The organism is Frigoribacterium sp. CFBP 13729, from assembly GCF_014841875.1.
Lineage (GTDB): Bacteria > Actinomycetota > Actinomycetes > Actinomycetales > Microbacteriaceae > Frigoribacterium.
On record NZ_JACYUR010000008.1, the window covers coordinates 46,301 to 64,776 of the forward strand.

At 68.5% G+C, this 18,476-nt stretch carries 22 protein-coding genes; 12 read left to right on the top strand and 10 right to left on the bottom strand.

Translation table 11 applies throughout. The features are described from left to right. Positions 1–25 precede the first annotated feature (25 nt). From IFT77_RS15685 to IFT77_RS15705, 5 genes are all read right to left on the bottom strand, one after another. On the bottom strand, positions 26–1,255 hold the full coding sequence (locus IFT77_RS15685; protein ID WP_244638884.1) for a hypothetical protein: 1,230 nt from the start codon (positions 1,253–1,255) through the stop codon (positions 26–28). After that, positions 1,255–2,328: an extracellular solute-binding protein gene (locus tag IFT77_RS15690; protein WP_192043258.1), complete on the bottom strand. Its 1,074-nt coding sequence runs from the start codon at positions 2,326–2,328 to the stop codon at positions 1,255–1,257. Before IFT77_RS15690 ends, IFT77_RS15685 begins: the two co-directional genes overlap by 1 nt. Positions 2,329–2,447: 119 nt before the next feature. Beyond that, complete coding sequence (locus IFT77_RS15695; protein ID WP_371741085.1) at positions 2,448–3,539, bottom strand: ABC transporter ATP-binding protein; 1,092 nt, start codon at positions 3,537–3,539, stop codon at positions 2,448–2,450. Beyond that, on the bottom strand, positions 3,536–4,438 hold the full coding sequence (locus IFT77_RS15700; protein ID WP_371741086.1) for an ABC transporter permease: 903 nt from the start codon (positions 4,436–4,438) through the stop codon (positions 3,536–3,538). Before IFT77_RS15700 ends, IFT77_RS15695 begins: the two co-directional genes overlap by 4 nt. Beyond that, the gene (locus IFT77_RS15705; protein WP_233569004.1) at positions 4,435–5,259 is read right to left on the bottom strand and encodes an ABC transporter permease; all 825 of its coding nucleotides are present in this window, start codon (positions 5,257–5,259) and stop codon (positions 4,435–4,437) included. Before IFT77_RS15705 ends, IFT77_RS15700 begins: the two co-directional genes overlap by 4 nt. 242 nt (positions 5,260–5,501) lie before the next feature. Between IFT77_RS15705 and IFT77_RS15710 the strand changes: the two genes are divergently transcribed. The 4 genes from IFT77_RS15710 to IFT77_RS15725 all read left to right on the top strand — a co-directional run bounded on the left by IFT77_RS15710 (position 5,502) and on the right by IFT77_RS15725 (position 8,723). Further along, positions 5,502–6,464 carry a LacI family DNA-binding transcriptional regulator gene (locus tag IFT77_RS15710; protein WP_192043260.1) on the top strand — a complete coding sequence of 321 codons (963 nt, stop codon included), beginning with the start codon at positions 5,502–5,504 and terminating at the stop codon, positions 6,462–6,464. A gap of 156 nt (positions 6,465–6,620) precedes the next feature. Then, on the top strand, positions 6,621–7,190 hold the full coding sequence (locus tag IFT77_RS15715; protein ID WP_185233100.1) for a recombinase family protein: 570 nt from the start codon (positions 6,621–6,623) through the stop codon (positions 7,188–7,190). A gap of 290 nt (positions 7,191–7,480) precedes the next feature. Continuing rightward, positions 7,481–8,056, top strand: coding sequence for a uridine kinase (locus IFT77_RS15720; protein WP_185233098.1), 576 nt, complete (start codon positions 7,481–7,483; stop codon positions 8,054–8,056). 121 nt (positions 8,057–8,177) lie between these two features. Next, complete coding sequence (locus IFT77_RS15725) at positions 8,178–8,723, top strand: uracil-DNA glycosylase (protein ID WP_043594580.1); 546 nt, start codon at positions 8,178–8,180, stop codon at positions 8,721–8,723. On the opposite strand, the gene IFT77_RS15730 is transcribed toward IFT77_RS15725, so the two are convergent. Further along, positions 8,724–9,770, bottom strand: coding sequence for a LysR family transcriptional regulator (locus IFT77_RS15730; protein ID WP_192043261.1), 1,047 nt, complete (start codon positions 9,768–9,770; stop codon positions 8,724–8,726). Between IFT77_RS15730 and IFT77_RS15735 the strand changes: the two genes are divergently transcribed. Then, a complete protein-coding gene (locus IFT77_RS15735) occupies positions 9,702–10,850 on the top strand; it encodes a TDT family transporter (RefSeq protein ID WP_043594582.1) in 1,149 nt (382 codons plus the stop codon). The genes IFT77_RS15730 and IFT77_RS15735 overlap by 69 nt on opposite strands. Before the next feature lie 32 nt (positions 10,851–10,882). Here the strand turns inward: IFT77_RS15735 and IFT77_RS15740 are convergent, their stop codons facing one another. Then, complete coding sequence (locus IFT77_RS15740; protein WP_054145818.1) at positions 10,883–11,326, bottom strand: hypothetical protein; 444 nt, start codon at positions 11,324–11,326, stop codon at positions 10,883–10,885. Positions 11,327–11,586: 260 nt separating this feature from the next. On the opposite strand from IFT77_RS15740, the gene IFT77_RS15745 reads away from it, so the two are divergent. Together IFT77_RS15745 and IFT77_RS15750 are read left to right on the top strand one after the other, a co-directional pair. Next, positions 11,587–11,985 (top strand): hypothetical protein, encoded by a 399-nt coding sequence (locus tag IFT77_RS15745; protein ID WP_192043262.1) that lies wholly within the window; start codon positions 11,587–11,589, stop codon positions 11,983–11,985. 129 nt (positions 11,986–12,114) lie between these two features. Then, entirely contained in the window at positions 12,115–12,591 is a 477-nt protein-coding gene (locus IFT77_RS15750) for a DUF3515 family protein (RefSeq protein ID WP_192043263.1), read from the top strand. Positions 12,592–12,691: 100 nt separating this feature from the next. Here IFT77_RS15750 and IFT77_RS15755 read toward each other — a convergent pair whose 3' ends face one another. Next, positions 12,692–13,069, bottom strand: a complete 378-nt coding sequence (locus IFT77_RS15755; RefSeq protein ID WP_192043264.1) for a hypothetical protein — start codon at positions 13,067–13,069, stop codon at positions 12,692–12,694. Positions 13,070–13,168: 99 nt separating this feature from the next. After that, positions 13,169–13,600, bottom strand: a complete 432-nt coding sequence (locus tag IFT77_RS15760; RefSeq protein ID WP_192043265.1) for a hypothetical protein — start codon at positions 13,598–13,600, stop codon at positions 13,169–13,171. Positions 13,601–13,738: 138 nt separating this feature from the next. On the opposite strand from IFT77_RS15760, the gene IFT77_RS15765 reads away from it, so the two are divergent. Together IFT77_RS15765 and IFT77_RS15770 are read left to right on the top strand one after the other, a co-directional pair. Further along, positions 13,739–13,990 (top strand): hypothetical protein, encoded by a 252-nt coding sequence (locus IFT77_RS15765; RefSeq protein WP_192043266.1) that lies wholly within the window; start codon positions 13,739–13,741, stop codon positions 13,988–13,990. Between the two features lie 832 nt (positions 13,991–14,822). Further along, a complete protein-coding gene (locus IFT77_RS15770; protein WP_192043267.1) occupies positions 14,823–15,260 on the top strand; it encodes a hypothetical protein in 438 nt (145 codons plus the stop codon). A gap of 82 nt (positions 15,261–15,342) precedes the next feature. On the opposite strand, the gene IFT77_RS15775 is transcribed toward IFT77_RS15770, so the two are convergent. Beyond that, positions 15,343–15,936, bottom strand: coding sequence for a TetR family transcriptional regulator (locus IFT77_RS15775; RefSeq protein WP_192043268.1), 594 nt, complete (start codon positions 15,934–15,936; stop codon positions 15,343–15,345). Positions 15,937–16,016: 80 nt separating this feature from the next. Between IFT77_RS15775 and IFT77_RS15780 the strand changes: the two genes are divergently transcribed. The 3 genes from IFT77_RS15780 (at position 16,017) to IFT77_RS15790 (ending at position 18,421) form a co-directional block, all read left to right on the top strand. Beyond that, positions 16,017–16,943, top strand: a complete 927-nt coding sequence (locus IFT77_RS15780; RefSeq protein WP_192043269.1) for an aldo/keto reductase — start codon at positions 16,017–16,019, stop codon at positions 16,941–16,943. A 64-nt stretch (positions 16,944–17,007) separates the two neighbouring features. Further along, positions 17,008–17,970, top strand: coding sequence for an aldo/keto reductase (locus IFT77_RS15785; protein ID WP_192043270.1), 963 nt, complete (start codon positions 17,008–17,010; stop codon positions 17,968–17,970). Positions 17,971–18,061: 91 nt separating this feature from the next. Continuing rightward, positions 18,062–18,421 (top strand): cyclophilin-like fold protein, encoded by a 360-nt coding sequence (locus IFT77_RS15790; RefSeq protein WP_192043271.1) that lies wholly within the window; start codon positions 18,062–18,064, stop codon positions 18,419–18,421. Positions 18,422–18,476: the final 55 nt, after the last annotated feature.

Genomic DNA, 18,476 nt, shown 5'->3' on the forward strand with positions numbered 1-18,476 from the left:
CTACCGAGGCCCCGGCCGCCGACGTTCAGCGAGCGCTGGCGCCGAGCTCCGACCCCAGCTGCGAGTCGAGCGCCGCGAGCTCGGCGACGAACCGCTCGCGCAGCGCCGCCTTCTCCGCCGCGGGCAGCCACGACGCGTCGACGCCGGCGAGGGCCATGCCGCGCACCTGGTCGGCGCTCGCGCCGATCTGCTCCGCGACGATGCGGTACTCCTGGGCGAGCGAGGTAGGGAACATGCCCGGGTCGTCCGACGCCGGGACGACGTTCAGCCCGGCGTCGAGCATCGCGGCGATCGACGCGCGGCGCCACGGCCGCCACGAGCGACGCGACGTCGTCGACACGACCGTGAAGGCGACCTGCTCGTCGCGCATCCGCGCCACGACGTCGTCGTCCTCGAGCACGTAGTACCCGTGGTCGATGCGGTCGCAGCCGAGCTGGTCGAGGCAGGTGATCGTGTTCACCGCGGTCGGCGAGTGCTCCGACGAGTGCGCGGTGCGGCCGAGGCCGGCCTCCCCGGCGAGTCGGTAGGCGTCGACGAAGCGCTCGGGCGGGCCTGCGGTCTCGAGGTTGTCGAGCCCGATGCCGGCGACGTACTCGTGCGGGTGGTCCACCACCTGCTGCACGAGGGCGAGCGCGTGCTCGCCCGACTGGCTGCGGTCGATGCCCTGGATCATCCGGCCCGTCATCCCGAAGTCGCGCTCCGCCATGCGGATGCCCTCCGCGTACGCCTCGACGGAGCCGGCGTAGCCGAGCGACTCGAGGTGCGGCGGCACGGCGTCGAAGAACAGCTCGAGGTGACGGGTCCCGCTGCTGCGGTGCGCCTCCTCGAAGGCCTCGTACGTGATGCGCGTCAGGTCGTCCGCGTCGCGGAGCACCTCGACGACCCACTCCGACGCCTGGAACAGCGAGTACGACACGTCGGGCTCGCCCTCGCTGCGGCCCTGCGGCACGGGGATCCGCGTGTCGCGGTAGAGCGCCGGGTCGGGCGGCAGGGAGTTGATGTCGGCGAAGATCCGCTCGGGCTCGGCGGGCAGCGCGAGGCCCTCCCGCCGGGCGAGCTCGGCGAAGGTGGACGCCCGCACGGTGCCGATCAGGTGGCAGTGCAGGTCGGTCTTCGGCATCCGGTCGAGGTACCACCCCGGCAGCGAGGAGGCGGTCGAGGAGCCAGCGGTCGGCGAGCCGGCGGCAGGCGAACCAGCGGTCCGCGAGCCGGAGGGCACCGGGTCGGAGGTCAGGAGGCGTGCGTCGGCACCCATCAGCGCGACGTCACCTCACGAGCGAAGCGGTCGACCCACTCGGCGCGCGTCGGGACGAGCTCGGTCGGGTCGAGCGTGGCGTAGCCGGCGGCGATCGGGTCGGCGGCGATGTCGCCCACGACGTCCTGGATGGTCGAGGGGACGGTCGCGTCGGGGTTCACGGGCAGGTCGCCGACGATCTCGGCGGACGACGACTGCGCCTCGGCCGACAGCAGGTAGTCGATGAACTGCGAGGCGCCGTCGACGTTCTCGGCGCCCGTCGGGATCATGGCGCGGTTGGTGGCCATGTACTTGCCGGTCGCGGGCGGCGTCCAGGCGACGGGCTCGCCCGAGGCGACCAGGTCGGTGGCGAAGCCGCTCAGCGCGTCGGCGGCGACGATCTCGCCCTGCGTCAGCAGGTTCGTGACCTCGGTCGACGAGCTGTAGAACTGCAGCACGTTGGGCGACCACTCGCCGAGCTGCTCGAGCGCGGCGTCGATGTCGTAGGGGCCGTCGCCGAACTCGGAGGCGACGCCCGAGACCATCAGCTGGCCGGCGGTCACCGAGATGTCGGGCAGGGCCACGCGGCCCTCGAGGTCGGAGTCGCCGTACAGCGACCAGTCGGCGGCCTCGTCGGCGTCGAGCTCGTCGGTCGAGTAGAGGGTGCCGTTGAGCTGGTAGCTGTAGGCGGGGCCGACGTAGGCGTCCTCGGTGGCGAAGTCGGCGATGGCCTCCAGGTTCGGCACGTCGGCCGCCTCGACCTGCTGGAACAGGTCGTCCTCCTGGCCGAGGGCCGCGTAGTAGTCGCTGATCAGCATGACGTCGATGCCGGGGTCGCCGTCGGCGAGCTGCAGCTTCGACAGCCGGTCGGCGTTCGAGCCGGTCTCGATCTCGACCTCGATGCCGGTGGCCTCGGTGAACGGGTCGACCACCGCCTCCTGGAACTCCTCGACGCCGAACGGGAACGTGCTGACGACGATGCTCTCGGCGTCCGACGACGAGGCGTCGCCCGACGAGCAGCCGGCGAGCACGACGGCGGAGACGGCGAGGCCGGCGGCGAGGGCCAGGGGCCGTGTGCGGGAGGTGCGGGTCATGGTGGTCCTTTCGAGGAAGGGCAGAGGAGGTGCGGGAGGCGCGGAGGGCCGGAGGCGCGGGAGCGGTCCAGGGGAGAGGGGCGGAGCGGAGGGGCCAGGTGAAGGAGGCGCGGGCCGGCTCAGTCGGCCAGCGCGACGAGCCGGGACACCGGCGCGGTCACGACGACGTCGTCGCCGGGCGCGAGCGACGACGTTCCTGTGGCCCGGACGTCGGAGACGAGCCGCACGCGAGCGCCCGAGGCGTCGATCGCGGCGACGGTGACGAGCAGGTCGACGCCGCGGTACGCGACGTCGGTGACGGTGCCGGGGAGGTGCAGGCCGGCCGCGGCCGGTGCCGCCGCCCGACCCGCGCCTCCTGCGGTCGGCTCGACCACCAGGTGCTCGGGCCGCACCGTCAGCGAGGTGCCGTCGGCGGCGGCGACGAAGTTCTCGTAGCCGAGGAAGTCGGCGACGAAGCGGTTCGCGGGGGCAGGGAACACGCTCTGCGGGGCGCCCTGCTGCATGATGCGTCCGGCGCGCATGAGGACCATGTCGTCGCTCATCTCGAGGGCCTCGTCCTGGTCGTGCGTGACGAGGACGACGGTGAGCCCGGTCTCGCCCTGGATGCGGCGGATCTCGGCGCGCATCTGGACCCGGAGGCGGGCGTCGAGGTTCGAGAGCGGCTCGTCGAGCAGCAGCAGCTTCGGCCGGATCGCGATGGCCCGGGCCAGGGCGACGCGCTGCTGCTGGCCGCCGGAGAGCTTCTTCGGCTTGCTCGCCGCGAGGTGCCCGAGGCCGACGAGGTCGAGGGTCTCGGCGACCCGACGGGTGCGCTCGTCGGCGGGCACCCGGCGCAGCTTCAGGCCGTAGCCGACGTTCTCGGCGACCGAGAGGTGCGGGAACAGCGCGTACGACTGGAACACCATGCCGAGCCCGCGCTTCTCGGGCGGCGTGCGGGTCATGTCGTCGCCGTCGATCAGGATCGTGCCGTTCGTCGGGGCCGAGTAGCCCGCGAGCATGCGCAGCGTCGTCGTCTTGCCGCAGCCCGAGGGGCCGAGCAGGGTCGTCAGGGCTCCGCGGCGGATCGAGAGGTCGATGCCGTCGACGGCGGTGAAGTCGCCGAAGACCTGGCTGACGCCGCGCAGCTCGGCGGCGGGGCGCTCGGCGGCGGCGTGCTCGGCGCTGGCGTGCTCGGTGACGGGGCGGGTGCCGGCGGGGTCTGGGGTGCTCACTTGTTGATGCCTCCGAAGATCTTGGCGAAGCCGACGGTGCGCTCGGCGACCACGGCGACGACGACGGTGGCCGCGAGGATCAGCGTGGCCATCGCCGCGACCATGGGGTCGTAGCTCTGCTGCACGTAGTCGAGCATCGTGACCGGCAGGGTGCGGAAGTCGCGGCTCTGCAGCAGCAGCGACAGGGGGACGTTGTTGAACGAGGTGACGAAGCTGAGCAGCGCCGCCGAGAAGATGCCGGGCCGCAGCAGCGGCAGCGTCACGGTGAAGAAGGCGCGGACCGGGCTGGCGCCGAGTCCGCGGGCCGCCTCCTCGAGCGACGGGTCGGCGAGGGCGAGGGAGGCGCCCGTCACCCGGACCGCGTACGGCATCATCAGCGCGGTGTGGCCGATCAGCAGCGTGGGGAAGTTCGCGAGCCCGAAGCCGATCATCAGCTGCTGGTAGAGCGCGAGGCCGACCACGAGCTCGGGCACGATCAGCGGCGAGAGGAACATGCCCTCGATCAGGCCCTTGCCGGGCAGGCGTCCGCGGTGGATCGCGAGGGTGACCGGCACGCCGACCGCCAGCGCGATGACCGTGGCGAGCACGGCGAGCTGCAGGCTCGAGACGAGGGCGCCGGTGAAGGGCGCGTACGTGACGGCCTTCTCGAACCACTGCAGCGAGAAGCCCTGCGGCGGGAACGTCAGGGTCCGGCCGCCCGTGAAGGCCGTCGCGACGACGAACAGGATGGGCACGATCATGACGACGTAGCCCGCGACGGCGAGGGTGCCGGCGACGGGACGGCCGGTGCCCGGGGTCTTGCTGCTGCGGGCCGGCTTGCTGTCGCGGACGGCATCGGCGCCGACGGTCGCGCTGCTGTCGGCGGTCGTGCTGGTGCGGGGCGTGCTGGTGCGGGTCACTGGGTGGCTCCCTTGCGAGCGACGAGCGACGAGAGGCCCGAGACGACGAAGACGAGCACGGTCATGATCAGGGCTGTGGCGGAGGCGCCTGCCCAGTCGATCGTGACGCTCGAGTACGAGAAGAGCTGGGTGCTGAGCATGCGCTGGCTCGACCCGCCGAGCAGGTAGGGGGTCGTGTACGCGGTGACCGAGCCGGCGAAGACGAGCGTCGCCGCGACGACGATGCCCGGGCTCGAGAGCGGGACGACGATGCCCCAGAAGGTCCGCGACCGGCTGGCGCCGAGGCCGCGGGCGGCGTCGTCGAGGCCGGCGTCGACCTGGGCGACGGCCGAGTAGCACGAGATGATCGCGAGCGGCAGGAACAGCTGCGTGAGGCCGAGGACGATCGCGAGCTCGGTGTAGAGCAGCTGAGGGGCGCGGTCGACGAGGCCGAGCCCGACGAGCAGCTGGCCGATCGCGCCCTGGGAGCCGAGCACGACGAGCCACCCGAAGGTGCGGACGACGTTGCTGAGCAGCAGCGGGAAGATCGCGAGGGCGAGCAGCACGCTCGACCAGCGCGACGTGGAGCGGGCCAGCAGGTACGCGATCGGGAACCCGAGCACGACGCAGACCACGGTGACGATCAGCCCGAGGCCGACGGTGCGGCCGATGATCCTCAGGTCGTACGGGTCGGTGAGCATCTGGCCGACGCGGCCCAGCACCTCGCCCGTGCCCACGCCGGGAGGGGCGACGAGCATCGCCAGCGACGGGACGAGGAATCCGACGAGCAGGAAGGCGAGCCCGGGCAGCAACAGCAGCAGGGCGGTCTTGCGAGTGGTCACGACGAGCCTTTCGTGGCGGTCGGGGTACGACGTTCGTACGGGGCCGCCTCGTCGGCGCCCAGGTCGCCGAGGGGGGCGGCGACAGGGGAGTCGAGGAGGCGGTGCAACCGGTTGTGCAACCGGTCTCATCAACCATAGGGTCCCCCTGGGGGCAGCACGACCACCGCGTGTAACGATCATGTGAAACGTGGTCTGGCCGTGCCCCTAGGCTCGCTGCAGGCACGAAGACGGAGGGGACGCGCATGTCGACACTGGCCGACGTCGCCGCGCTCGCGGGGGTCTCCAAGGCGACCGCCTCCCGCGCCCTCAGCCGTCCCGAGCTGGTGCTGCCCGAGACCGCGGGCCGTGTGCTCGCCGCCGCCGAGCAGCTCGGCTTCGTCGCGAACCGCGCTGCGCGCCAGCTCGCCCGGGGTCGCAGCGGGCTGATCGCCCTGGTCGTGCCGACGCTCGAGAACTCGTACTTCACGCCCGTGATCGCGGGCGCGCAGGCGCTGGCCGGCGAGCACGACGTGCAGCTGACCGTCGCCGTGCACCCGCTGGCGCACCCGGACGAGCTCGTCGCGTTCGAGCGGCTCTCGGCCCAGGTCGACGGGTTCATCGTGGTGGCGCCCCGCGGGCCCGACGAGGTCGTCGCGGCCGCCGCCTCCTCGAAGCCGACCGTGCTCGTCGACCGCGAGGTCGCCGGGCTCTCGTCGGTCGTGGCCGACACCGCCGCGGCGTTCGGCTCGCTCGTCACGCGCCTGATCGACGACGGCCACGATCGCATCGTCTACGTCGGCGGACCGGAGGGCTCGTGGCAGGACGCCCAGCGCACCGAGGCCGTCACCCGTGCCGCGCACGGACGCGCGTCGCTCGTGCGGCTCGGGCCGTTCCCCTCCACGTTCGCGGCGGGGGTCTCGGTGCTGCCCGCGGTGCTCGAGGCGCGAGCGACGGCCGTCGTGCCCTACGCGACCGCGATCGGGCTGGGGCTGATGTTCGCGCTGGGAGACCGGCCCGCCTCCTCCCGGGTCGTCGTCAGCTCGGAGCGCATGGTCGTCGACTCGCTCGGCCTCGTCGGGGTCCCGGCGATCGACGTCGACGGCGACGAGCTGGGCCGCGTCGCGACGGGCCTGCTGCTCGACCTGGTCGACGGCCGAGGAGGCGCGGGCACGGAGCGCGCACAGCGTCGCCTCCCCGTCCCGGTGCGCTGGCCTGCCGGGGCATGACGCTGCCCGGAGTGCCCGGCAGCCGGTCGTTCATCGGGACACTTTGCGCGACCATGTTCGGCCGGCTGAGGCCAAGTGGTGCCTGGCCTGCGGATTCGCGTATGCCTGTCCCGCAAAAATGCCCGGTGAAGGGGGTACAAACGCTACAGTCCTTGAATGCTCATCGGATACGCGCGTGTGTCGACCTCGGGACAAGATCTCGCAGCACAACGTGACGGTCTTGCAGCACTGGGTGTTGACGATCAACACGTGCATGTGGACCACGGGCTGTCGGGAACAACTCGAGCCCGCCCGGGCCTCCGGGAAGCGCTGGCGGCATGCCGTGCCGGCGACGTCTTGGTCGTCACCAAGCTTGATCGACTTGCCCGGTCGCTGCGCGACGCGACGGACATTGCGGACGAGCTGACGAAAAAAGGCGTCGCCCTGAACCTCGGGGGAGCGGTCTATGACCCCACCGACCCCGTCGGTCGGCTCCTGTTCAACGTCCTCGGCATGGTGGCCGAGTTCGAAGCCGACCTCATCCGCGCCCGCACCCGCGAGGGCATGGCGATCGCCAAGGCCGCCGGCAAGCTCCGTGGTCGCAAGCCCAAGCTCACCGCCTCGCAGGAGAAGCACCTCGTGCAGCTGCACCGCACCGGTGCGCACACCACGAGCGACATTGCCGAGTTGTTCGGCGTTGCCCGGTCGACGGTCTATCGAGCGATCCAAAGAGCAGAGCAGGCCTAGATGGCACCCGGAAGAACGGAACCGCCCCGCCGAGAGCGGCTGAGGAACGGCCGCCGCCGTCCAGCGCCACCGCGGACACGCGCTGAACGAGACGAGTGGCGACGGGCTCGCGCCAACAGTGGAGCTCCTGCCTGGTGGCCTCGATCGTCATTGTGGCTGTGGAGGTGGTTTGTCCGGCCCGTCCTGCGGTTCTTTGAACGCTTCCTACGCTTCGTGTTCGACGGCCTGTAGGACCCAACACTGGTCCATTAGCCCATCGGCCACCGGGGGCGACCTCGTAGGGTCGTTGCATGGATCAGGGCGAAGTTGTCGAGCATGTCGCGCTTAGGGCCCGGTCGGCAGGCCGCCCGGTTGTGGTCGGTATCTCGGGCTTCTGCGGGTCGGGGAAGTCCACGCTTGCGCGCCGGATGGTCGAGGCTCTGCCTGGCGCAGTGAGGATGCGCGGTGACGACTTTCTCGATCCCGCACGCTCTCACCTTCGCTCTGCAGACTGGGACGGAGTGGATCGGCAACGTCTTGTTTCGAGTGTCTTGGAGCCCTTCCGCGGCGAGCTGCAGGGCGAGTTCCGACGGTATGACTGGGCGGTAGGGGCCCTCGGCGCTCCGGAGCCGGTTCCTCGCGCCGAGATCCTCGTCGTCGATCTCATCGGCCTTTTCCACCCTGAGGCCCTGCCTTCCCTCGACGTCACGGTCTGGTGCGATGTCGAGCTCGACGTCGCCGTCAGCCGCGGCATGGCCCGCGACAGGGAACTAGGCCGACGCCACGAGGCGTTGTGGACCGACGTCTGGGCTCCGAATGAACGCGACTTCGCCCAGGAGTTCATGCCGCGAGAGCACGCAGAGATGCTGTACGCATCGTCTCAGTAGGGGATCCCCCACTGGATCACTTGCTGTGGGGCGAGCGCACTCGGAGAGGACGCCGTCGTGGTCGTTCCGTGTCGTCGGTGAGCGTGGGCGGAAACGGTCCCTAACGTCGTAGCGTCTAGGGATGCAGCAGCCCAGGGGCCTCGATCAGCTCGTATCGGAATGGCGGAGCTCCGGACCAGGACGTGCGCGCTTCGTGCCGGGCTTCGACCCATCAGGTGGAGGAGCAGCGGCGACAGTTCTCGTGCTGATGGAATCACCCGGTCCTGCCACGATCAAGCAGGGCGAGGACGCGATCAGCAGTGAGGACAACCCGGGGCCGACGGCGTCTGCGTTCAGGCGAGCACGGATCGAGTCGGGTCTGGGCAGGAACGTCTACCTGCGATGGAACATCGTCCCGTGGGCCCTTGGTCGGGCGCCGACCGTCACCGATCTCGACGAGGCACGCCCTGCCCTGGCTCAGCTGCTCGTTTCTCTGCCGCAGCTGCGGGCGATCGTGACCTTCGGCACTCCGGCCCTGACGGGCGTGATGAGGTACTTCACCCTGGAACCGCGTGCGAGGGTCGTGCCCGTGCTCGCGGCACCCCATCTGTCGCCGGCGAACGCCACCCGCGCCGGCGAGAAGCACCTGCGGGCCGTCACGGCCCTACGGCACGCTTCGCTTCTCTGATCATCTCGGCGAGGAGTCGGGGCTGTGCTGCGACGCGGCGATCACGGCCAGGAGATCCTGCGCCCCGGCGCTCAGACCGGCCGACCACACGGCGCGGAACGGGCGCCTCAGGTCGACGGCTGCCGGGACGGTGACGAGGCGCCCGGCACGGAGGTCGTCCTCGACCAGCAACGAGCTGATGACTCCCGGACCCACACCGCCGGCGATGGCCGCCCGGATGGCGCCCGTCGACGACAACTGCGCAGCGGGTTCTGCCATCAGGGCAGGGTCGATCCCCAGGGCGAGCTCGAGGGTCCGGCGGGTGCCCGAGCCCGACTCCCGAGACACGAGCGGTGTGGATGCGAGATCCGCTGCCGTCACGGGTTCGGACTTCGATGCCCATGCGTGCCTCGGCGAGACGACGACGAGCAGTTCGTCGACACCCAGGACGGTCGTGGCGAGCCCGTCGGCCTCATCAGGGGTCTCCGTGAACCCGAGGTGCGCGCGCCCCGAACGGACCTCGTCGACGACCCAGTCGCTGTTGCCCGATTCCAGGCGTACCCGGACACGATCCGCTGCCGCTGTCATCCAGCGTGGCATCAGCGCCTCTGACACCGTCTGACTCGCCGCGACGAGGAGAGCGTCGGAGGCGCCGGTCATCAGGGTGTGCAGCGATCGTTCGAAGGTGGTCGCCGCCTCGAGCAGGGGTCGGCCCCACTCGCACACCAGGAGTCCGTGCTCGGTCAGCGCCGAGCCCGCCCGAGAGCGGACGAGCAACGTACGACCCAGCCGCCGCTCGGCGCCCGTGATGCGAGACGACGCCGCCTGCTGGCTGATGCCCACCGATGTCGCGGCCCGGCCCAGACTGCCCGATCTCGAGATCGCCTCCAGCAGTCGGAGCGTCTCGAGATCAACAGGGAGTCCGGTCACAAGGATCGATTGTGACACCACAAGCATCCGCCCGTATCGGCAGCCGGACGCACGTACGAAGATCGAGGCATGCCTGCCGCGATCACACCGACTGTCGCCCCTCCCCGCACGCACGGTCTGTTCCGCCAGCTCGAGCACCGCGGGCAGATCGTGTCGAACCTGACCCCGAACTGGTTCGCGTCGATCATGGGGACCGGCATCGTCGCCAACGCCGCGGCGACCCTGCCGTTGCAGTTCCCGGGGCTGCGCCCTGCCGCGACCATCGTCTGGGCACTGGCCAGCGTGTTGTTGGTCGCTCTCAGCACGGCGACCGTCATGCACTGGGTGCGTTACCGAGCCACCGCGCGGGGGCATCGACTCAATCCGGTGATGGCGCACTTCTACGGGGCACCGCCCATGGCGCTGCTGACCGTCGGCGCGGGCACCCTGCTCTTGGGCAGAGACGTCCTCGGTACGCCCCTGGCGGTCGGCATCGACTGGGTGTTGTGGACCATCGGTACGGTGCTCGGCCTCGTCAGCGCGATCGCGGTCCCGTACCTGACGTTCACCCGGCACGACACGGCCCCCGACAGTGCGTTCGGCGGCTGGCTCATGCCCGTGGTTCCCCCGATGGTGTCTGCCTCGACCGGTGCGCTGCTGCTGCCCTTCCTGCCCGCGGGGCAGGCCAGGCAGAACATGCTCTGGGGGTGCTACGCGATGTTCGGGTTGTCGTTGCTGGCGTCGATCGTGATCATCACGCTGATCTGGTCACGCCTGGCCCAGCACAAGATCGGCCCGGCCGGCATGGTCCCGACCCTCTGGATCGTCCTCGGTCCCCTGGGGCAGTCGATCACCGCGGCCAACCTGCTCGGTGGCAACGCCCACCTCGCCGTCGACCAGGGAACCTCGCACGCCCTGTTCGTCTTCGGGCTCGTCTACGGTGTGCCCACTCTGGGATTCGCCCTGATGTGGGCGGCACTGGCATCGGCCATCACCCGCCGCACCATCCGCCAGGGGCTCCCGTTCTCACTCACCTGGTGGTCGTTCACCTTCCCCGTCGGCACCTGCGTGACAGGCCTGAACGGTCTGGCCCTGCACACGGGACTCGTCGCGCTGCAGGTACTGGCGGTCGTGTTCTACATCGGGCTCGTCGGGGCCTGGGTCACGGTCGCCGTGCGCACCTTCCACGGCAGCGTCATACGCGGAACGCTCCTCGCGCCTCCCCGTCCCCTGCCCTGACCGCGGACGACGAGGGTGCGTGGGGGAGTGGCTCAGATCGAACAGGCGTCGTTCCAGTCACGGCGATAGGCCTCGGGGTCACTGACGTCGACGATGGCCGAGGCGGCGCCCTTGGGCTCGTCACGCGACCGGTAGCTCTCGAACGCCACCGCACTGCGGTCGTTGCTCGCCGGATCACGCACCCCGGAGGCTTCGACCCACAGAGTCCAGTTCCACCGCGTCCGGACGCCAGGCTGCAACGCGCCTTCGCCGACGACCAACAGCACGTCCGTGCCGGCGGGTGAAGACTCGAAGTCTGCGCCCGTGAATGATCGGACCGACGACGTGAGGCCTCTCGCGCTGATCTCCCGAGCTAACTGACTGCCCATGTCCGAGAGATGCTCGCCAGCATCGCCATCCACAGCCACGATGCCTCCACCGGACGGAAGCTGACTCAGCATCTCGGAAACCAAGTCATGGATGACGGTGTTGCTCATGATGCTTTCTCCTGCTCACTCGTTCGTCGAAACGGAAAAGGGAGTCGGCGGCCGCCGACTGATGCGGCTGCACGAAGCGGTCGCGAACCTGATGCAACCACGAGCATGCGCCGACGTTCAGCCCTGTAGAAGCGCGTGCTTGGAGCGCCCGATAGGGGATCGGGCACCGGACGCGTTATCGACTCAAGATCATCGAGAGTGCGAGCCCGTTCAGAGGGTGCTCGTGCCCCCAGCGGCCGCGCCATCGCTAGGGTCAGGACATGGACGAGGCCGACAGAGAACTCCTCCGCGAGGCCGAGGCTGAAGTGGCAGCGCTGCCCCACCGCAACCCCCTCACCGACCTGCCACCCCGCCCGGGCGGCGGCCCCGCTGCCGAGACCGCGCCGACCGGTCGGGCTCGCTTGCTCGCCCCGCTGACCCTCATCGTCTGCTTCGTCACGGCCTGTGCCGAGGGTTCGTGGCTGTGGTTCTCCGCCGCAGACTGGACCTCCTCGTTGTGGTTCGCCGTGCCGTTCCTCCTGGTTGCCTCGATCGTGCTTGCAATCGTCGCCGGAGCTCTGGGCGGCCGCGCTGGCCGGTGGGCAGGAGTCTGCGGTGGCATCGCCGTCGTACCGCCCGTGTGCTTCGTGGTGTCGCTACCCCTGGCGCTCTTCGCGTAGTTCAACCCGGCTAGGGCCGATCAGCTGCACGATGATGCCCGGGCGGCGTCTGTGTGACGGGGTGCGCTGTGGGCGTCGAAGGCGCCGACGCGGAAGGCCGGGGTACGGTCTCGCCATGGGGGAAGACGAATGCGAGCTGTAACTGCTGGGGTGGTGGTGGTGGTGGTTGGGGCGTCACTGGCAGGATGCGCGGCGACTGTCCCTATGAGCTCAGCCGACGAGGCCAACGCAGTGGGGTGCGCGCAAGTCACAGTGCATCTTCCTGAGACCATCGCTGAGACCGAAGTGAAACGTGAAACAGACGCCCAGGCCACTGGTGCTTGGGGTGAGCCCGCATCTGTCCTGCTTCGCTGCGGGGTCACAGAGCCAGGTCCCACGGATCTGCCGTGCTACACGATCCAGGGAGTGGATTGGATCGTCGACTCCCCACCAGACGACCCTGACACCGCCATCCTGACCACCTATGGCCGCTCTCCAGCCGTTGAGGTCGTCTTCGACACAACGACGCTGACGGGCGCTAGCGTCATGGGAGACCTAGCCGATGCCGTCGGGTACCTTCCGGCCAACGGGCGCGCATGCACGAGCGCCGAAGACTTAACCTCCTGAGCCAGGCGTACGGATGCGAAATCGCGGCACGAGCCTTTCGTAGCCAGCCCTGACGTGAGCCGCCTCTGATGGCTTGGCGCCGTAGACCGACTCTCTGCGTCTAGAGCGGGCCAACCCCAACCCAAAGGGCCGGCAGCGACGTGGTGAGCAACAATGCCGCCGTTCCCAGGCTCACGACGGCTAGGGGCCGGCGTGTTTCGCGTCGGATGCAACTGGCGATCGCGAGGCCAAGGGAGGTGGCGGACATGATGCCGACAGGTACCCAGGCCGCGAGAAAGATCGGGTAGAGGAACAGCCAGCCTTCGTTGTCCCAGAGGACGACCGGGGCCCACATCGTGGCGTACAGGATGACGTAGGAGATGAGAGCCACAAGGGCCACGATGCCGGCTGCCACGGCAAAGGAACTGGCGGCCACGAGACGAGACGGGCCGGTACGGGGTTCATGGGTTTGGCCAGGCCGCTCCGGGGTGGTCGTCACGATCGAAAGCTAGCAGTCCCCGATGCGGCGTCAACCGCCGGTCGACACCTCAGCATCGATTACTGGCGCCCGATAGGGGATCCCGCACCGGGATGGTCGTCACGGTCGGGAGTTGGGCCCCTTGCACCCGTAGTCGTCTCCGAACGCCTCATGAACGCGGTTTCGCGCCTCTCCGCTGCCCCACTCGTCGACGGTCTCGCAGTTGTCAGACGTCCGCGTAGCGAAGACGCCGTAAGTCCCCACCCCGACGTACGTGTAGACCGGTCCGACGTTGCCGCCGGGCTGAGCGGCCCCGGTACCGATGTCGGCGGGCAGATCGAAGACGAAGCCGTCAGGGAAGACCAACCGAGATCCACCCGGCGCGCATGAAGCGTCCTCGTTCAGGGACTCCACCATCACGTCCTCGAACGTCGTGCAGTCCGCGATCGCAGACTCGGCTGCGTCGAGCGTCAGGACCCCCTCATGGCTGCAAGCAGCGAGGGTCAAGAGGCCTGGGACCAGAGCCAACGCCACACAGCGTCTCCTTCTCATGGCCACACCCTAGGGGGCGGCCGGTCTCGCAAGCCGGACACTGCTTCGAAGGGACGCCACTGGCCGTGCCCGATGGGCGACCGTCCTGCGGCCGCACCTGAGTGGACCTGTGGGCGTTCTCGCGGCCAGGATGAGGCGATGACAGAGCTGCAGGGCGCCGCCGTGGTCGTCGCGCCCCTGTTCGCGATCTTCGGTGTCTGTTTCATCGTGTTCCACCAGCACATCTCCGACGCCGCTCGCAGGGCCTACGAGGACCAGGGGCGGCGGATCGGCCCCCAGGCCCAGTCGCCAGGGCTGATGATCGTCGGCGGGATCGGCATGCTCATCATCTCTACGGTCATCGTGCTCTACGCCTTCACCGACGTTTTTCCGTCTCCTCCTCCGCAGTAGCCCTCATCGGGAGCGCTGTCCGTTAGACGATCGGCTCTAGGACAGATCGCGAAACCTGCATACTCGCTCCATGAGCAATCCCGCAGGCGCTTCCGGCCGTGCCGTGCGGCGGCGGCTGCGAGAGACATCGTGCCCGGACTGCGAACACTCATGGGAAGAGCACGGGGGTTCGACGTTGGAAGGGCCGGCGGCCTGTGGGGAGTGCGAGTACGAAGAGGACCACGGGCAGCAGGTGCCTGGTCAAGAGAAGTGCTGGAACAGCGTGCCCCATGCATTGTTCGTGAGGCCGACGGCCCGTGAGCTAGAGCGAGCAGCGCCACTCCGCAGAAAGATCCTCCGGCGTTTCGGGCATTTGATGCTGGCGGTGCGGCATCTAGTAAAGCGTTGGCCCTGACCAAAGGTGCCCGATAGGGCATCGGCGTCCCGCACACTGGGTCTCATGCAAAGGGAGGTGTCTCTCGTCCTCTTCGAGGGTCAGTCGTGGCCGCTTCGCGAGAACATCCTGCTCAATGACGAGGCGCGAACTACCTACTCGCCAGAGGAGTACGGGCTTTCTGCACGGCTGACGCAGCAGCTCTACGACTGGACCGAGTGGTGGCACACCCACGAGATGCGTCAGTCTCCTAGCCATGACCGGTGGGCGGCTCGGTTAGCTCGAGACCTGCAAGCTGAGCTCGGCCCAGAATTCGTCGTACTTCTCGACTAGGCGCCCTGAACAGCAAGTTCGGGTCGAATGCCCGATAGTCGATCGCTGGTCGGGCCCTCGCAGTGGGGTGTCGCGACGAGGTTAGCTACATGCCATCCTTCGACCGTGCGCCCTCGATCGCTCTGCATGCCCGTCGTGACCCTCTGCGCTGTCAGCCTCGTCGGGTGCTCCGAGGACGCTACCGGTGACCAGGCCGGCGACATCGCTCTGTGGCTCGACCAGGCGCCTTCAGCGGTCCAGGGCGACGGCGAATATCTGGCCGTCTTGGCATCGCTTGTCGAACGGGGCGAGGAAGCAGACGGTGACGAGATCTCGGCGGCCTTCAAGGAGCCCGTGACGATCAGGGGAGTCGAACTCGAGTGTTTCGGCGACGGATCCGTTGAGGGGCTGTTCGGTCTGACGTCGGCTGCGGGTGCCGTCGATATGACGTCCGCCCGTGCGAGCTGCGCCGAGGGCGTGCTCGAGCTGGACATCCCGGAGTCGTCCCGCGAGGGCGTGACGAGAGTCAGCTTCTCCTCGGTGGCGAGCAACGAGAAGGGCGCGTGGCGCGTCATCGTCCGATAGGGGATCCACGAGCGGTCAAAGATGCCCTCGGTATGGACCGCCCACGTGGGCTTGCTGAGGGCGGGGCAGATTCTCGGGCCGCTCAGGCGGACCGGAGTGTCTCAAACGCGGCGGTCAGCACCTCGTGAACGCCTCGTGTTTCACCGGGTTGCGCCCAGACGGCAAGGGCGCTCGAGAACGTACTGATGCTGACTCCCACGAGAACCTGTGCTCGGAGGTCGATGTCGAGTCCTACCAACCTGTCGGCAACGATCGGCTCGAGTAGGGCGGCCCAAGCTAGGTGCTTCTCGGCATTCCGAGCGTGCAGAGACGGGGCATCCGCCAGTAGCCGCACCGCGATCTTGTCTCGCTCGGTCTGTGGGCGGGTGCGAAGCATCGCGCCGTAAGCGGCCTCGAGTGACTTCAATATCGGTTCGTCCTGGGGCCGCGCCAGAAGAGCATCCCTGACTACCGAGCCGTAGGCGCTGAGGCCCCCGACCACCATGTCCTCCTTGGCCGGGAAGTACCGATGAACGCTGCGAACCGAGACGCCGGCGGCCGAGGCAATCTGCTCGACCGTCACGCCGTCGAAGCCTCGTTCTGAGATCAGGTCGATTGCGACGTCCGCGAGTTGCTGGCGAACCGCGTCGCGGGCGGCGGCCCGCAAGCCGCCAACAAGTTGCTTATTCTCCGCCATGAGAGCTACTCTACAGCTGCCACAAGTGGCAGACTCTGCCACGTAAGGCGGAATCTGCCTGGCTGATAGAGGAGACACACATGAAGCAACGGAACCTCGGAGGCCAAGGCCTGACAACGTCACTCCTGGGCTATGGCTCGATGGATAGCGGTCTGGGAAACGGTGGCACGTACGACGACGCATCGATCGCCGCTATCCGCCAGGCATACGACAGCGGCGTCACGCACTTCGACACCGCGGAGCTCTACGGATGGGGCCGTGGTGAACGCCTCCTCGGCACCGCTCTCGCTCCGGTCCGTGATGAGGTGACGATCGCCACGAAGTTTGGCTTCACACCGTCCTTCGGACAGGACTCGCGGCCCCGACACATCCGCGACGTGGTCGAGAAAAGCCTCAGGGCCTTGGGGACGGACCGCATCGATGTCCTCTACCAACACATCCACGATCCAGCGGTCCCGATCGAGGACGTCGCCGGCGTGATGGCCGAGCTCGTGAACGAGGGCAAAGTGAAGTACCTCGGGCTCTCGAACACGACACCGGAGAATGCTCGCCGCGCCCACGCGGTGCATCCGATCAGCGTTGTCCAAGTGTCCTACTCGCTGTTCGATCGTGGGGCAGAGGAGTACTTCCCCCTGAGCGACGAGCTCGGATTCGGTGTCGTTGCGTATCGCCCCTTGGCACGGGGGTTCTTGACCGGCGGGGTGAAACCCCTCTCGGGCTACCCCGCTGATGACTTCCGACAGCGCAACCCCTGGTGGGCCGAAGGCAACTACGACGCGAACAGGAACATCGTCGACCAGCTCGATGCTCTGGCGCAGAACCGGGGCATGTCCTTGGCTCAGTTGGCACTGGCCTGGCTGCTCACCCGCCGGGCGAACATCGTGCCAATCCCGGGCTCGCGAAATGTTCAACGGGTCCTCGAGAACGCCGCAGCTGCCGACGTCGAGTTGAGCAGCAGCGACCTCGCACGGATCGAGACCATCGTGCCGAACGGTGCACACGTCTAGTTCGTCCCTCTCTTCCAACCGCCTCCTGGCGGCGACATCCTGACCACCACTGAAAGGCAAGATCATGCAGCACCGCACACTGGGCCAGCAGGGCCTCACCACGTCCGCCATCGGCTACGGATCCATGGGCATCTCCTCGTTCTACGGTCCCGGCGAAGAGGACGCCGGCGTCGCAGCCATCCGCAAAGCTCACGAGCTCGGAGTGACGCTCTTCGACACCGCTGAGATGTACGGCTGGGGCGAGAACGAGAAAGTCGTCGGCCGCGCGGTGAAGCCTTTCCGCGATGACGTCGTCATCGCCACCAAGTTTGGTTTCAAGCCGGACTTCAGCTTCGACAGCCGCCCCGAGCACATCCTCGAAGTCGTCGAGAACAGCCTCCGTTTCCTCGACATGGACTACATCGACGTTCTCTACCAGCACCGCCCGGACCCGAACGTGCCCATCGAGGATGTCGCCGGCACCGTCAAGGAGCTCATCGACGCGGGCAAGGTCAAGTACTTCGGCCTCAGCGAAGCGGGCCCGGACACGATGCGCCGCGCACACGCTGTTCAGCCCGTCTCGGTCCTGCAGACCGAGTACTCCCTGTTCGATCGAGAGATCGAGAAGCTCTTCCCCGTCCTCGACGAGCTCGGCATCGGGCTGGTCCCCTACTCGCCGCTGGGCCGCGGGTTCCTGACCGGAACCGCGAAGCCTGGTGTTGAGTACGACCCGTCCGACATGCGTCACACCGCGGCACGCTGGCAGCCCGGCAACTACGAGAAGAACCTCCACGCCACTCGCCAACTCGCCGAGCTCGGCGAGGCCAAGGGCGCCACCGTCGCACAGCTCGCCTTGGCATGGCTCCTCGCGCAGGGCGAGCACATCGTGCCCATCCCCGGTACACGCAGCGCCACGCGCGTCGAGGAGAACGCCGGAGCCGCCGACGTGACCCTCACCCAGGCAGACCTCGACCGCATCAAGGAGATCCTGCCCACCGGCGGGTTCGGATCCCGATTCCCCGCCGGCATGACCGCTGAGTGGGAGTGATCACCTCCTGAACACCCAGGGGGCGAGGAAGCTGCGCTGCCTCGCCCCCTGACCTCCGGGTCCCTGTTCCACTTCTAAGAAGGAGCACCACATGAAGATCCAGATCACTCTCCCCGATGGCGAGGCCACCGGAGAGATCGTCGACTCAGCGGCCGGCCACGAGCTCATGGCTCTGCTGCCCGTCACGATCGAGATGTACGACCTCTTCGAGCGGGAAAAGCCAGGCCCGCTCCCTCGCCCCTTGGTCACGGCCACCGACACGATGCTCACCTACAGCGTCGGCCAGATCGGCTACTGGGCCGACAGTCACGACATCATCTTCTTCACCGCTGATGACGGCAAGCTCGAGATCCCGGAACCCGGCATCGTCCACCTCGGCACCGTGACCAGCGGCCTCGAGATCATCGCTGATGCCGGCGACGCCTTCACCATCACGATCGACAAGCTCTAGCTACACGCAACAGCACAGCCCCCGACGGGCCGGATCGTTCACACGATCCGGCCCG